General features: G+C 72.3%; 10 protein-coding genes and 2 pseudogenes. 7 read left to right on the forward strand and 5 right to left on the reverse strand.

Going from position 1 to position 14,158, the window contains the following annotated elements; genetic code table 11:
• Positions 1 to 21: 21 nt before the first annotated feature.
• Together QQY24_RS00585 and QQY24_RS00590 are read right to left on the reverse strand one after the other, a co-directional pair.
• Positions 22 to 1,335: an ABC transporter substrate-binding protein gene (locus QQY24_RS00585; RefSeq protein ID WP_301970691.1), complete on the reverse strand. Its 1,314-nt coding sequence runs from the start codon at positions 1,333 to 1,335 to the stop codon at positions 22 to 24.
• 18 nt (positions 1,336 to 1,353) lie between these two features.
• The gene (locus tag QQY24_RS00590; protein ID WP_301970692.1) at positions 1,354 to 2,529 is read right to left on the reverse strand and encodes an ROK family transcriptional regulator; all 1,176 of its coding nucleotides are present in this window, start codon (positions 2,527 to 2,529) and stop codon (positions 1,354 to 1,356) included.
• A gap of 177 nt (positions 2,530 to 2,706) precedes the next feature.
• Here QQY24_RS00590 and QQY24_RS00595 point away from each other — a divergent pair, with 177 nt between their 5' ends.
• From QQY24_RS00595 to QQY24_RS00605, 3 genes and pseudogenes are all read left to right on the forward strand, one after another.
• On the forward strand, positions 2,707 to 4,884 hold the full coding sequence (locus tag QQY24_RS00595; protein ID WP_301970693.1) for an alpha-galactosidase: 2,178 nt from the start codon (positions 2,707 to 2,709) through the stop codon (positions 4,882 to 4,884).
• A 192-nt stretch (positions 4,885 to 5,076) separates the two neighbouring features.
• Positions 5,077 to 5,303, forward strand: a pseudogene (locus tag QQY24_RS00600) (hypothetical protein); the annotation flags it as partial.
• Positions 5,304 to 6,802: 1,499 nt separating this feature from the next.
• On the forward strand, positions 6,803 to 7,573 hold the full coding sequence (locus QQY24_RS00605) for a bifunctional 2-polyprenyl-6-hydroxyphenol methylase/3-demethylubiquinol 3-O-methyltransferase UbiG (protein ID WP_301970694.1): 771 nt from the start codon (positions 6,803 to 6,805) through the stop codon (positions 7,571 to 7,573).
• Positions 7,574 to 7,610: 37 nt separating this feature from the next.
• Here QQY24_RS00605 and QQY24_RS00610 read toward each other — a convergent pair.
• Positions 7,611 to 7,715: pseudogene (locus QQY24_RS00610) on the reverse strand (IS5/IS1182 family transposase); the annotation flags it as partial.
• 361 nt (positions 7,716 to 8,076) lie between these two features.
• Between QQY24_RS00610 and QQY24_RS00615 the strand changes: the two are divergent.
• The 4 genes from QQY24_RS00615 (at position 8,077) to QQY24_RS00630 (ending at position 11,994) form a co-directional block, all read left to right on the forward strand.
• Positions 8,077 to 8,610 carry a sigma-70 family RNA polymerase sigma factor gene (locus QQY24_RS00615; RefSeq protein ID WP_301970695.1) on the forward strand — a complete coding sequence of 178 codons (534 nt, stop codon included), beginning with the start codon at positions 8,077 to 8,079 and terminating at the stop codon, positions 8,608 to 8,610.
• Positions 8,607 to 9,260, forward strand: a complete 654-nt coding sequence (locus QQY24_RS00620; protein WP_301970696.1) for a hypothetical protein — start codon at positions 8,607 to 8,609, stop codon at positions 9,258 to 9,260. The genes QQY24_RS00615 and QQY24_RS00620 overlap by 4 nt, the downstream gene beginning before the upstream one ends.
• A 217-nt stretch (positions 9,261 to 9,477) precedes the next feature.
• A complete protein-coding gene (locus QQY24_RS00625; RefSeq protein ID WP_301970697.1) occupies positions 9,478 to 11,064 on the forward strand; it encodes a beta-propeller fold lactonase family protein in 1,587 nt (528 codons plus the stop codon).
• A gap of 174 nt (positions 11,065 to 11,238) precedes the next feature.
• Positions 11,239 to 11,994 carry a DUF1775 domain-containing protein gene (locus tag QQY24_RS00630; protein WP_301970698.1) on the forward strand — a complete coding sequence of 252 codons (756 nt, stop codon included), beginning with the start codon at positions 11,239 to 11,241 and terminating at the stop codon, positions 11,992 to 11,994.
• A 159-nt stretch (positions 11,995 to 12,153) separates the two neighbouring features.
• Here QQY24_RS00630 and QQY24_RS00635 read toward each other — a convergent pair whose 3' ends face one another.
• Both QQY24_RS00635 and QQY24_RS00640 read right to left on the reverse strand, forming a co-directional pair.
• Positions 12,154 to 12,813 carry a pirin family protein gene (locus QQY24_RS00635; RefSeq protein ID WP_367658032.1) on the reverse strand — a complete coding sequence of 220 codons (660 nt, stop codon included), beginning with the start codon at positions 12,811 to 12,813 and terminating at the stop codon, positions 12,154 to 12,156.
• A 120-nt stretch (positions 12,814 to 12,933) separates the two neighbouring features.
• Positions 12,934 to 14,097, reverse strand: coding sequence for a TDT family transporter (locus QQY24_RS00640; RefSeq protein WP_301970699.1), 1,164 nt, complete (start codon positions 14,095 to 14,097; stop codon positions 12,934 to 12,936).
• Positions 14,098 to 14,158: the final 61 nt, after the last annotated feature.

Genomic DNA, 14,158 nt, shown 5'->3' on the forward strand with positions numbered 1-14,158 from the left:
GGAAGGCCTTTCCGGTCCTGGTCAGGCGGAGAAGAAACGCGAACGCTGGGATTCGATCTTCTTCAGCGTCGACGCTCCGTCGTCGGGGTGGCCGAGCCATTCGGTGAGGCCGGGCAGGACGACGGTGGAGATGAAGCCGGGATCGCTGTCGCGGTCGGCGAACTGGCTGATGTGCTTGGCGGAGGCGATGAGTTCGGCGGACTTCTTCTGCAGGGCGTTGTAAGGGGTCGTGGACGCCCGCTTGTTGACGGCGAGGTTGGACGGGTCGACCCCCGTGTAGAGTTCTTCGGCCCGCGCGCCGCCCAGGAATTCCAGGAACTTCCTCGCGCCGCTTTCGTTCCTGGGCTTGCGGCTGAGCATGAACCCGTCGGTGGGTGCCTCGACGGCGTCCTGGCCGTGGCCGGCATCGATCTCCGGGAAGGGGAAGAAGTCGATGTCGGCGCGCGTCTCCTCGTCGGTGACCTGCTGGCCGAGGAAGAGCCCGATGACGGCCATGCCGGACTTCCCGTCGATCAGCGACTGTGCGGCGTCCTGCCAGGAGCGCCCGCCGGCACCTCTCTGGTAGTACGGGGTCACCTCACGCCACAGGTCGAGGACGCGGGCGGCCCGCTTGTCCGTCCAGGAGACCTCGCCGCGCATGAGCTGCATGTGGAAGTCGTAGCCGTTGGCCCGCAGGTCCAGGTAGTCGAAGGCGCCAAGGATGGACCAGCTGTCGCCGCCGCCGTAGCCGGAGGCGATGGGCGCCAGGCCGTCCTTCCCCATCTGCTTGGCCAGCGCGGTGAACTCCTCCCACTTGCGCGGGACCTGGTAGCCACGTTCCTTGAAGACGCTCTTGCGGTAGAAGACGGCCCACGGGTAGTTGTACAGCGGAACGAAGTAGTACTTGCCGTCCTCACCGCGCGAGAGCTGCTTGGCGGCTTCGCTGAAACCGCCGCCGATCGTGTCCCAGACGTCGTCGACGGGGGCGCACAGGCCCTTCCTGGCGAAGTACTGCATGCGGTAGCCGGCGAACCAGGTGAAGACGTCGTCCGGGGTGCCCTGCAGGTAGCTGGTGATGCTCTTCTGGAAGGTGTCGTGGTCGACGGTGTTCGTCGCGACCTTCAGGTTCGACTCCCGGGTGAACGCCTTCGTCACGGCCGCGTAGGCCGACTTCGGCGTGGCGTCCGCTCCGTTGGAGCCGAAGGTGACCGTCTTGGGGTCGGCTCCCGCTCCCCCGCCGCAGGCGGCGAGCAGCGGGGCGGACAGGACCGCGGTCCCGAGACCGAACAGCCCGCCCACGACTCTGCGACGGCCGGGGCCCCGCGCAGCCAGGGGAATGCGGCTCTGCTGCGTCATCGTTGCTCCTCGTACGTGTTAGTTCGTGTCTGATCTGATGAAGGACTGGATCGCGGTGGCCGCGGCCCCGCGCGCCCACTCCTCGAAGGGCAGCGGGCGGATCCGGACGTCGCACCGGGCGGCGGACCCGAAGGCGGACGCGGTGAAGGCGTCGCGGATCTGCTCGGCGAACAGGTCGTAGGCGGCCAGCCCCTCACCGGAGATGATCACGCGCTCGGGGCCGAGCAGGTTGGCGACCGTGGCGATGCCACGGCCGATCGCGTCACCCGCGGCCGCGTACACCTCCCGGGCCCCGGCCACATTCCGCCGGGCGAGTTCGACAGCCTGGATCGGATCGGCGACCTCGATCCCCGTCGCCTCCTGGATCCGACCGATGATCGCGGCGTCCGACGCGATCGCCTCCACGCAGCCGCGGTTGCCGCAGTGGCAGGGCGGCCCGACCGGGTCGACGGTCACATGGCCGATCTCTCCGGCCACTCCGTGCGCACCGGCGACGACCCGGCCGTGCACGACGAGTCCGCAGCCGATGCCCGCGCCGACCGTCACCACCGCGAAGTCGGACAGGCCCACTCCGGCACCGAACCACTGCTCGGCGACGGTCAGCGCGCGGACGTCGTTGTCGACCGTGACCGGCAGACCGGTGATCGTGGCGGCCAGTTCGGCCAGCGGAACGTCGTGCCATTCCAGGAACGGTGAATAGCGGACTGTGCCCTCGCCCCGGTCGACGTCGCCGGACACGGCGACACCGAGACCCAGGACCCCGACGCCGAGGCCGTCGGCCTCCGTGAGCAGCTCCTGCACCAGTTCGGCGGCCGAGGCCAGGACCGATCCGGGGTCCCGGGCCGTCAGCGGCATGTGACGGCCCACGAGGATCCGGCAGCGCAGGTCGGTGAGGACGCCGATGATCTCGTCGCCGGTCACCTTGAGGCCGGCGAACAACGCCCGCCCGCCGTCGACCCGCACCAGGTTCGCCGGCCGCCCGAGCGCCGGACGGGCGTCCTCGTCGGCGTCCTCCACCAGGTAGCCCGCCTCGATCAGGGGACGGACCGCCTTGGTGACGGCGGCGGGCGACAGTCCAGCCCGGCGGGCCACCTCAAGTCGTGTGAGGGGGCCGTGGCACAGGACGGTGGTGAAGATCTGGGAGGCGGCCGGGGTGTTCGCCGGGAACGTCTCGGGACGGAGGGTGGGACGCATGGCCGGAACCTATGTTTCTTATTTTCTGCTGTCAATGAAAGAAGCGAAAATTGCTCGATGCTAAAGACCGGAGCGTCCGAACCTTGCGAATCTTCTACAGGAGCGAAGGGTTGACACATGATCCAAGGCCACGGTTGTCTCTGCGGAATACCCCCCGAAGCCCGGACGTGAGGCCCCATGCCGTTGATCTCCCACTCCCCCGATACCGGGACCTGGCTGCTGAACACCCGGGGCACGTCGTACGCGCTGCGGATCGACGAGACCGGCGCGCCCTGCCACGTGGCCTGGGGCCCGCGGCTGACCCTGCGCGAGACGGAGGAGCTCGGCAGCCCGTCCGGGCCGCCGGCCAGCAGCTTCGAGGGCCGGCCGCCGGTGGGTGAGGAACTTCCCGTGGACAGCGGCACCCGGTACGGTCCGCCCTCGCTTCAGGTCCGCTACGCGGACGGCTCCCGCGCCTTCGAGTGGCAGCCGACCCGGCACGAGGTTCTGGCGCCCTCCCCCGGCACCGCCGAACTGGTCCTCGAGTTCCGCGACCGGCTGTACCCGCTGGAGGTGGCCCTGCACTACCACGTGCGCGAGGACAGCGACGTCATCGAGCGCCGCACCGTGCTGCGCAACGCCGGGGACCAGCACCTGACCCTGCTGCGCGCCGACTCCGCCGCGTGGACCCTGCCCCCGCTGCCCGACTACCGGCTCAGCCACGTCACCGGACAGTGGTCGGCCGAGAGCCAGTTGCACCGCGACCGGCTGCCGCACGGCGAGACCGTGCTGACCAGCAGGCGAGGTCTCACCAGTCACCACGTCAACCCCTGGGTCATGCTCGACTCGGGCGAGGCCACCGAGCACCACGGACGGGTGTGGAGCACTGCCCTGGCGTGGAGCGGCAGTTGGCGCATCACCGTGCAGCGCACCCCCGACGGCCGGTCGAGCGTCACGGGGGGCGCCGGCCACGAGGGGGTCCCCGTACCCCTCGCTCCGGGCGAGGAGTTCACCACTCCGGTCTTCGCCGGGCTGTGCACGGACGGCGGCTTCGGCGCGGCCGGCCGGGCCTGGCACTCCTACATCCGCGCTCACGTGATGCCGCGTGCCCGCGAGATCGCGCCGGTGCTGTACAACTCCTGGGAGGCCACCGGCTTCGACGTGGACCAGGCCGGCCAGAAGGCCCTCGCCGAACGGGCCGCCGCACTGGGAGTGGAGCTCTTCGTCGTCGATGACGGATGGTTCGGCGGCCGCCGCAGCGACACAGCCGGCCTGGGCGACTGGGTTCCCGCGCCCGACCGCTTCCCCGAAGGGCTCGGCCCCCTGGCCCGAGCCGTCCACGAACTCGGGATGCGCTTCGGTGTGTGGGTCGAGCCGGAGATGGTCAACCCCGACAGCGACCTGTACCGCGCCCATCCCGACTGGGTCCTGCACGTCCCCGGACGGCAGCGCACCGAGCTGCGCAACCAGCTCGTCCTCAATTTCGCCCGCCAGGACGTCGCCGACTGGGCCCACGGCTGGCTCACCCGCCTCGTGGCGAACCACGGGATCGACTTCCTCAAGTGGGACATGAACCGGTCCTTCGGAGAGGCCGGCTGGCCAGGACAGCCCGACGGCGCCGACCGGCTGTGGACCCGGTATGTGACCAACCTCTACGACGTCATCGACCGGCTGCGTGCCGACCACCCGGACCTGCGGATCGAGACGTGCAGCGGCGGTGGCGGCCGGATCGACCTCGGTATCCTCACCCGCACCGACCAGGCATGGGTGTCGGACAACACCGACGCCGTCGACCGCCTGTCCATCCACCACGGCTTCACCCAGCTCTATCCGGCGCGCGCGATGTCCGCCTGGGTGACCGATGTGCCCAATCAGATGACCGGCCGCTCGGTACCGCTGCGCTTTCGTTTCCATGTCGCGATGTCGGGGCTGCTGGGCATCGGCGGGGATCTCGCGCAGTGGTCCGAGGAGGAACTCGCCGAGGGCGCCGCGCTGGTCGCCGAGTACAAGAAGGTGCGGCACCTCGTGCAGCACGGTTCGCTGTACCGGCTGTCCGCACCACCCCCGGGCGACGCCCCCACCGTCGTGCAGTACGCGGCCGACGATGCCGACGAGGTGCTGATCCTCGCCTGGCAACGCGGGCCGCGCCACGGCTGCCCCCGGCTGCCGGTACGGCTGGCCGCTCTGCCGCCCGGCGCCCGTTACCGCGACTCCCGTACCGGCGTCGTCCACCACTCCACAGTGCTCACCGAGTACGGGTTGCGCCTCGACCTGCCGGCCGGGGACTGGGCCAGCACAGCCGTGCACCTGACCCGCGTGCCCGAGGACCTGCCCCGCCGACAACACTCCCGGCACGGCGAGCACGGCGATCTGTGAGCGGGACCGCCCCGGAGCCGGACTCCCGGGGGCACGGCGCCACTCCCCCACCCCGGATGAGGAGCTGACGTGCGCAACTCACGACGCTCGACCGCACAGCCCGCGGAACCGGGCGGCCGCACCGACGCGCACGGCGGTCGCGGCGGACGCGGTGGTGCGCACCCGCTCTCCGGCGTCCTCGGCGTGACGCCACTGGCGGCCACCCCGCCCGCCTCAGCACACGCAAGCGTCCTGCAACTCCTGGCCAGAACGCCAGTGGCCTGGAGCGGCCCCTCTCCCCCGCCCACGACTACGACACCGACGGCTGTTGCGCGACAGCCGCCACCGGCTCCGACGGCACCATCGACCCCGGTCCGGAGTACGGCGGTGACGTCAACGGCAGGTGCCACGACTGCGCCAAGCCGGCGAACGCCAACACCCGGCCCACCCGTTCCCCGACGGGCGGGAGCCGGAGCACCCGCCCAAGGCAGCCCTCGCCCTGGTGCGCGAAGCGGTCTGGGAACGTGGTCCCGACATCAACCGCGAGGCACCCGGCCTACGACGTCTTCCCTGTGCTCCGACGACCGCGGTCAACACCGATGAGGTTCCTTGGGCATCGCGTCGCTCCGTGACGGCGCGCCACTCGTCCTCCTCCCGGCCGGGACGGCGCGGCTCCCCCGGCCCGACGCGCTGTGCGAGCGCCTCACCACTGGCGGGCGCCGTGCGGTGCGCCACGACCTGCGCGGCAGCGGGGAGCCGACGATGGCGGATCCCGAGGTGCCCACCCACACCCTGCGCGGCCACGAGGCCGAGGCGCGCTCCTGTGGGAGGTGGGTCAGGCGCACTCGCCGGCAGGTGAGGTCGGTCAGCGGGCGGCCGGGGATGCCGGACACGCCGTGGTCCTCGTGGAGGAAGGGCAGGATGCGGTTGGCGACGCGGCAGGCCGTGTCGGTGTGGATCTCCAGGTGGTCGGATGGGGAGGGGGCAGATGGCGTTCAGGTAGCCGTTGAGGCCGGCCATCGCGCTCTTTCGCGGCCGTTCCACGGGGTGCGGGTGCGCATGGCCGCTCATCGGGCACTATCAGGCACTCGAAGAAGAGGAGGGCTTGGAAGGCGAGTCGTCCGCGGTCTGTGGGGGCCGGGGTGGGGCGGCCGCCCTTCGGCTGGAGTCGTCCCAGGTACAGGAGGCGCGCGAGTTCCTTGCTGATCCGCTTGCCGGTCGTGTGCGGCACGGGGTTCCTGCTCCGGCTGCCCCGTTGTCCTCTTCGCGGTCCGGCAAGAGGGTCGCTGGCCTCCGGGCCCGGCATGGCCGTTGCCCCCTGTCGAGTCGATGGCCCGGGGGTGCAACCGGCCCGAGGGGTGCCGTTCGAGCCGGGCGCCGACGATCACCACGCGCCGGCGCGGCCACCATCGTGCCGTCTGCCCGTCCGGCACCCACCAGCGGGCACGCCGCGTCGGCAACCCGGTGCCGTCGGTGTGCTTCACCCCCCGCCGGACAGGGAAGGGCATGTGGGTGGGAGCGGCGGGCGCGGTCGGCGCGGGAGCGACGGTCAGGGCGGCCAGGGCCGCGGTGGTGACCGCCGGGGCGGGGTCGGCCGCACGAGAGCCTTCGGGTGGCCCGGAAGGCAGCCGCCGGGCGGCGCCCCAGCGGCGCTGGGACGTCTGCCGGGGTCACCGGCCGGTTGCGTATGGGTGCGACGGTGGGGCCCGGGATGTGCCGGGGGCCGACCGGCCGGTCGACTGGTCAGGGCAGGCGGGTAGGAGCGCGATCCGACGGTTGGTGGAGCGCGCGCCGTGCCGTGCCGGTCGCTCCGGCGCGCCCCGCCCGTCGCCTGCGCAGGACGTGCCGTTCACCGCGTGGCCCCCTCGCCCGTGTCACGGTTACGTCGTCGGCACAGCGCGCCGGTGGAGATGCCGCCGGGAACGGAGGCGGTAGGGGTATGGAGCTGCGGAGGACCATGGAGGCGGGGGATCTGCGGACGGACGAGGACGCCTACCTGGACGCCCTGGGCAGGTTCTTCGCGGGGACCGACGAGAAGACCGTCACCCACGCCTATCTCGAGAGCATCGTCGAGCGGCTGCCCGCCCGGCGGGTGCTGCTGGACGTGGGTGCCGCCGACGGCACAACGACGCGGTGGCTCCTGCCGTACTTCGAACGCACCGTGTGCATCGAGCCGAGCGCGCCGATGCGGCGTGTCCTGGCGCGGACGTGCCCGCAGGCCGAGGTGGTGGCCGACCCGGTGCTTGAGGCGCGGATGGATGTGCGGGCCGATCTGGCGCTGTTGTCTCACGTGCTGTACTACATTCCGCGTGCGCAGTGGGCGGCGGCGGTGGCCCGGATCATGCAGTGGATGGTGCCGGGCGGTGTCCTGCTGGTCCTGCTGCAGGACTCCGACAATCCCTGCATGCGCATGGTGCGGCACTTCACCGGCCAGCGCTTCGACCTGAAGGAACTCGCCGGTGAACTCGGCACGCTCCCGCCCGGCCTGGTCGGCGAGATCGGGCTGGACACCATGCCCGCCCGCTACCGCAGCCGGGACCTGCAGGAGACTGTCACGGTCGCCGGTTTCCACCTCAGCGTCCCCGGCGGCGCCCCGCCCCCGACCCGCGACGCGGTCGCGGCCTACGTCCGGCGGCACTTCAGTGACAGCGGCGGCTACACCCTCCGTCACGACCAGCAGGTCCTGCGCATCGAGCGCCCGATGCCGTGAAGCTCCGCCCCTCCAAGGAGCTGGCTCAGTGCACGCACGGCCTGCGCCACCGCCGGCCGCGGCGGGAGCGGATCGGCGGTACGCCCTGCACCGGCGGGATCGATGCCCGGCTGTCGTGGACGTCGGCACCGGAGATGCCGACCGGGCGCGCTGTGGCTCCAACCGGCTCACGCCAATGGTTCAAGCCGTCCCCACCCCGGAGCAGCACCGCTGAAGAAGCCCAGCAGATTAAAATATCCTCGCGCGGACAGTGCTGCGAGCCGTTCCGGTCACTGTACCGGGCCACGCGACCATGACGTAGATCACATCCATCGCGTTCAACATCCAGCGCCCCGCGTGCGAATCCCTCTGCGACACGTACGACGGACAACACGCACAGTGCGGGACGAGAGGAGCCGGCCGGTGGGAATGCACGGCGGCGGTAGACCGGTCGGCGGGTCGGCGTGAGGGCGGGACGCGTGCGGTGGCCCCGCCGCAGGGCCGTCGCCGGCGGCGAGCCCGCCGTGACGTCTCTGCGCAGCGAGCAGGACGTGCGGGCGGCCTACCGGCGGTACGGCTCGGAGCTGTTCGGGTTCGCCTGCAACGCGCTTGACGACCGGCAGCTGGCCGAGGAGGTCGTCCAGGAGACGTTCCTGCGGGCCTGGCGCTCGGCGCCGTCCTACGACGAGCACCGGTCGGGAGTGCGGACCTGGCTGTATGCCATCGCGCGCAACGTGGTGGCGGACGCCAGGCGGCGCAGGTCGGCACGGCCGCCGCTCGCCGGGCACGAACCGGAGCGGGACGGGCGGCCGGGCCCGGGGGACGGGTCCGGTGACCCGTTCGACAAGCTGCTGCTGCGCATCGAACTCGACGAGGCGCTGCAACGGCTGAGCCCGGACCAGCGGCAGGTGATCACGGACGTCTACCTGCTCGGCCGTTCCTGCGCCGATCTGGCCGCCGAACTCGGCATCCCGGCCGCCACGGTGCGCAGCAGGCTGTACTACGGTGTCCGCGCCCTGCGTGGGATTCTGGAGGAGAACGGATGGCTGGCCCCGTGAACACGACATGCCACGCGGTCCGGATGGAACTCACCGAACTGCTGATGCTGGAGCGGCCGCTGCCCACGCCGCTCGCCCGCCACCTCGCCGGTTGCGACGCGTGCGCCGACGAGGCCGAGGGGGTCCGCCGGGTGATCCGGACGTTCGAGCGGGCGGAGTCACCGCTGACCATCCGCGACGACGCGCACCCGGCCCGGCTCGCACGGACGCCGCTCGGCAGGGCCGTCCGGACCAAGCCGTCGTACGCACGGGGCCGCCGCCGCGCGGCGCTCGTGACGGCTGCCGTGGCGTTGGCCTGTTGTGTGGCGGTGACGGTGACGGCGGACGGCGACCGCAGCGCTCCCGCCGCCACGCGGGTGACCCTGTCCCGGGAGGGGCGGATGGTCGAGCGCGGTTGGGGGACCGAGGTGCCGGTGTCCCTGTCCGGGCTGCGCCCCGGGCAGACCTACCGGCTGATGACCGCCGACGCGGACGGCCGGCGGATGCCCGCTGGCAGTCTGCGTGCCGACGAGGGCGGTTCCTCCCTGCACACCCGCATGATGACGGCCATGCCCCGGCGGCGGATCAGTGTTCTGCTCGTGCAGGACGAGCACGGTCGCCTGGTCGCCAGCGTCAAGGTGACCCCTCCGCCCGCCACCGGAGAGGCGTAGCCGGCCGGGCGGCAGGCGCTACCGGCCACCTGCCCCTTCCTGTTCGCCCCCGTCCTGTTCCCACCCCGCTCCCACTCCGTCCCCGCGCGGTCCACGCGATCCGCTTCCGCCGCGTGCCCCCGGACTTTCTCCCCCGCCGGGCACGGCTCTTGCCGTCCCGCATGCCCATGCCTGATGACCCCCGACCATCGGGCGCCCCTTTTACGGAGGTTCATTCATGTTTTCCGTACGACGTATCTCCGGTACCGCCGCAGTGCTCGCCGGTCTCGGTGTCACCGCGTCAGGTGCCGTGGCCATCGCCCAGGACAAGCCGGCCCGGCCCGCCGCGTCCCGTGCCGCGTCCGCCCGGCCGGCGGACGACGCCACGTCGTCGTCGGCATCGGCATCGATCTCTGGACGCGACCGGGTCTACACCGCCGACCAGACGTCCAACACCGTCACCGTGATCGACCCGTCCACCGACCGCACCCTGGGCACCATCGCGCTGGGCGCGCAGCGGCTGGGCGCCACCCTGAGCCCTCAGTACACCGACAACGTCGGCGTCCACGGGCTGGCCTTCTCCCCCGACCACACCCGCCTCGCGGTGGTCAGTGTCACCAGCAACACCGTCGACATCATCGACACCACCACCAACAAGGTGCTCAGCCAGACCGACGTCGGCCGCGCCGCGCACGAGGGCACCTTCACCGCCGACGGCAGGAAGTTCTGGGTCGCCGACCGCGGACGCGACACCGTCACCGTGGTCGACGCCGTGCACGGCGGCGTCCTGGGTACCGTGCGGGTGGGCGCCGGACCGTCGAAGGTGGTGCTCAGCCCGGACGGGAAGTACGCCTACGTCAACCACATCAGTGAGCCGGAGATTACGGTCGTCGACGTCGCCTCGCGCAGGGTCGTGGACCACATCACCGGGCTCGGCGACACCTTCTCCTCCGACGAGGCCATCTCCCCGGACGGCACCGAACTGTGGGCCGCGCACAAGCGCGTCGGCAGGACCAGCGTCATCGACCTGGTGCACCGCAAGGTCACCACGGTGCTGGACACCGGCCCGGACACCAACCACCCCAACTTCGCCACCACGAAGGCGGGTTCCTTCGCCTACCTCACCGTCGGCGGTCTGGACGAGACCCTGGTCTACAAGCGCACCGCCGACGGCATCCCGAAGCTGGTGACCCGGATCCACGACCACGGACACGCCCCGCACGGCATCTGGCCGAGCGGCGACGGCAGCCGGCTGTACGTCGGGCTGGAGAAGTCCGACAAGGTCGACGTCATCGACACCGCCACCAACGAGGTCGTCGACACCATCGGCGTCGGGCAGGAGCCGCAGGCCCTGGTCTACGTCTCCGACGCGGCCCCGGCCGGCTCCGCCGCCGGCCTCGGGCAGCAGGGACTGGGCGGCTCGCCCCGCAACGTGCCCACCGCCCTGCCCGACGGCACCGCCGGCGAGACGATGCGCCGGGGGAACAAGGGCCGCTCCCTGGAAGCCACCATCCGTCCGGTCAGCGGCCTGGACATGATCCAGCTCCAGGCGCGGGACCTCCAGCCGACCACCACCTACCAGGCCTACTCGGTGGACGCCGAGGGCAACCGGATCCCGGTGGTGTCCTTCACCACCGACTCCAGCGGCAACGCCGCCCAGGTGCTGGCCTTCGCCGACTTCACCGGCCGGAGCATCGCCCTGGAGTCCAAGGGCAAGGCCACCCAGCAGACCCTGGCGAACGCGGCGGCGGCCGCCGCGGCCATGCACCCCGGATCCGACAGCAGCGTGCAGGCGGCCGACCTGCTGTACTGCGACTGCTGCTGACCTGATCAAGGCGCCTGTGACGGCTCCCCGCCGCGTCGCGGCGCCCGGCACGCGCCCTCGCTGCACCGCATGCCGAGCACACGCACCGCACGCCGCTCCCCCTTCCCGGAGATCCGCCACAGGCGCCCCGGCGCCGGGACGACGATTCCCTCCTCCTCCGAAAGGCCCGCCACGATGGCACACCGCCTCCCCCGTCCGCGCTGCGTCCGCCGAGCGGCCGTGGCCGTCCTCGGCTCTTGTGCCGGATCCGTGCTGCTCCTGGCGGGTCCCGCCTCGGCCCACGTCAGGGTCTTCTCCGACGGAGCGAGCGAAGGGCACGCGGCGACCCTGCGGTTCCGAGTGCCCGCCGAGAAACCCTCGGTGACCACCGTACGGATCGAGGTGACCCTGCCGGCCGGCGTGCGACCGGTGTCCTATCCGGCCGTACCGGGGTGGACCCACACCCAGAGGTCCGTCGGCACCACGACACACGTGGTGTGGACGGCCACCGCCGGACACGAGATCAAGCCGGACGACCACCGGTACTTCCCGGTCCGGGTCGGACCGCTGCCGCACCGGCCCAGCCTGGGGTTCGACACCGTCCAGACCTACTCCGACGGGTCCGTGGTCGACTGGAACCAGCCCACGACCGGTGACGGGGAACCCGATTTCCCCAGCCCTCAGTTGGTCTTGGACGCGGCGGTGGTGAGGGCGCAGCAGGGCAAGGCACGGGAGGAGGCCGCCCCCACGCCGTCGTCCCCGGCCCCGAGCGTGTCCGCCACCGCCGCCACCTCGGCCGCCGGGTCCGCGACGGCGGAGGGCGGCACCTCCTGGGTGCCGTGGGCCGTGGTCGGCGCGGCCGTCGTCGCGACCGGCGCGGTGGTCGGCAACCGCCGGCGCGGACCCGGCGGCCGAGGTGGCGGCAGGAGGAGCGGCGCCGCGGACCGTTGACGTCCCGGACGGCGGACGGCGACGGCATCCGCGGCGGAACAGCCGCGGATGCCGTCGCCGTCACGCGCCCGCCCCCGCGGGTGACCGCGCGTCCTGCGGGCGGCGCGTACAGCGCGCGGCGGTGCGCCGGTGTCCCGGCGCACGGCGGGGCGGCGGAGGTCACGCCGTGGTGAGGGCGGCGTTCATCTCCCGCAGCAGCACCTCGGCGCCGTCCGGGCCGCCGTGAGGCGCTGGTCCTCCGCCCCGGAGGCGCGCCACGGCGTTCCCGGTCCGCAGCGCTCCCGCCTCCTCCGGGTCGGCGCTGCCGCAGGCGGCGAAGAGATCGAGGGGGGTGTCCGCGACGGCGAGGGTCTGCGTGGGCCGGATGCGGGCGATGCACGGCGCCGCGTGCTTGTGCCGGATGCCGATGACTCGCCGGTCGGGGTGCCGGGGCATGCCGGACGCCAGGGTGGTCCGGCCGCCGCGGGCAAGTTCGTCGTCGAGGTCGAACTGCTCGCAACCGGGCCGGATGCCGGCCTCGTCGGGGCGGCCCACATTTCCACGAAGCGGACGAGCTGTTCGTGGGCGAGTTCGCCGGTGGGGTTCGGGGCCGTTCCTCTCGCTGTGCAGGATGCCGATGCCGGCGCTCGCCCGCTGGGCCGGGCCCGGGTGGATCACGCCGTCGCGCCCCTCGGAGTCCCGGCGCACCAGGGCTCCGACGAGGACCCGGGTGACGATCTCCATGTCCTGGTGGGAGTGGACGTCGAGGGCCGGGGTCATGGCGGGATCCTTCTGCCCGCCCGGTGTGCGCGGTTGCACATCGCCATTGAAATTGAATATTAAACAATACGGATGAGGGGATTCCCGTCCGGCCCGGTGACCGCGACGACGCGCCGGCCGAGCCTCCGCACGGACCCGGGTCCGTGCGGAGGCTCGGCCGGCGCGGGCGCCGGACCGGTTTCACGCCGCGGGCGCTGCCGGCAGGAAGAGGGTGCCGCGGGCGCTACCCGCCAGGGTGCGTACGGCCACAGTGGCCCAGGCGACGACGAGCAGCGCGTACAGGGCGACCGCAGCGGCGGTGAAGGCGGCGGCGTGCGTGCGGGACGCCAGTGCGCTGGTGCCGGTGACGCAGGTGCCGACGGGGAAGGTGAAGCTCCACCAGGTGAGGGAGAACGGCAGGCGGACGCGGGCGGTGCGCAGGGTGAGGGCCGCGGCCAGGGCCAGCCACATCATTGCAAACCCCCAGGTGGGCACGGAGTAGAGAAGGCCGAAGGCCTCCGCCCCGGTCGAGTAGGGCCGCGGCAGGGCTAGGTGGGCGGCCGAGCCGAGCAGGTTCGCGGCGGTGACCGACTGGCCCAGCGGGCCGAGCACGATCCACAGCGTGGGCACCATGGCCGCCGGGCCGACCTTGTGGTGCACGAGGCGGCTCCACACCTGAACGAGGATCACGAAGCTGCTGAACAGGCTGATGCCGAACAGGGCGTAGCAGGCCAGCAGGAAGGTGAGACGTTCCTGTCCGGGGGAGACGTACGGGACCAGCGCGGCACCGGTCGCCGCGGAGACCATGGGCGGGACGACCGGCATCAGCCAGCCGCCGAAGGCGGAATCCGCGGCGACCTTGTGCCCGGTCATCGCGCGGTACGGGATCCACACGCTGGTGGCCACGCCCAGCACGGTGCCCGCCGTCCACAGCACCGCGTCCACGCGCACCGCTGTGTGCAGGCCGATCCAGTCCTGGCCCAGCGCGAACGTGCCGGCGCCCACGGTCATCAGCGCCATCGGAGGGGCGCCCCAGAAGTGCGCCGTCACGGGGTGGTACGCGTGGCCGCGGGCGATTCGGGGATGGCGGACCCAGTGCACGGCCCACGCGCAGGACAGCGCCACCAAAAGGAGGGCCGCCAGCGCCCACACCACGGTGGCGGCCGTCCGCAGGCCGGTGATGTGCGGTGGCAGGCTCGCCGCCGCGTTCGCCACGATCCCGGTTCCCATCACGGATGCGAACCAGTTCGGGCCGAGATGGCGGAACACGTGCGACGGACGGTCCAGGTCGCGCAGGAGTCCGGCGGGCAGCCGGGGGCCGGGGTGTGCGACGGAGCGCTGCGGCGGTGCGGTGAGCGAGGTCATGCCCCCACCCTCGGTGCTGCGGCGCGCACCCAGTAGGGACCGGTTCGGCATAAGGCCATAG

This window comes from Streptomyces sp. TG1A-8 (genome assembly GCF_030499535.1).
GTDB lineage: Bacteria > Actinomycetota > Actinomycetes > Streptomycetales > Streptomycetaceae > Streptomyces.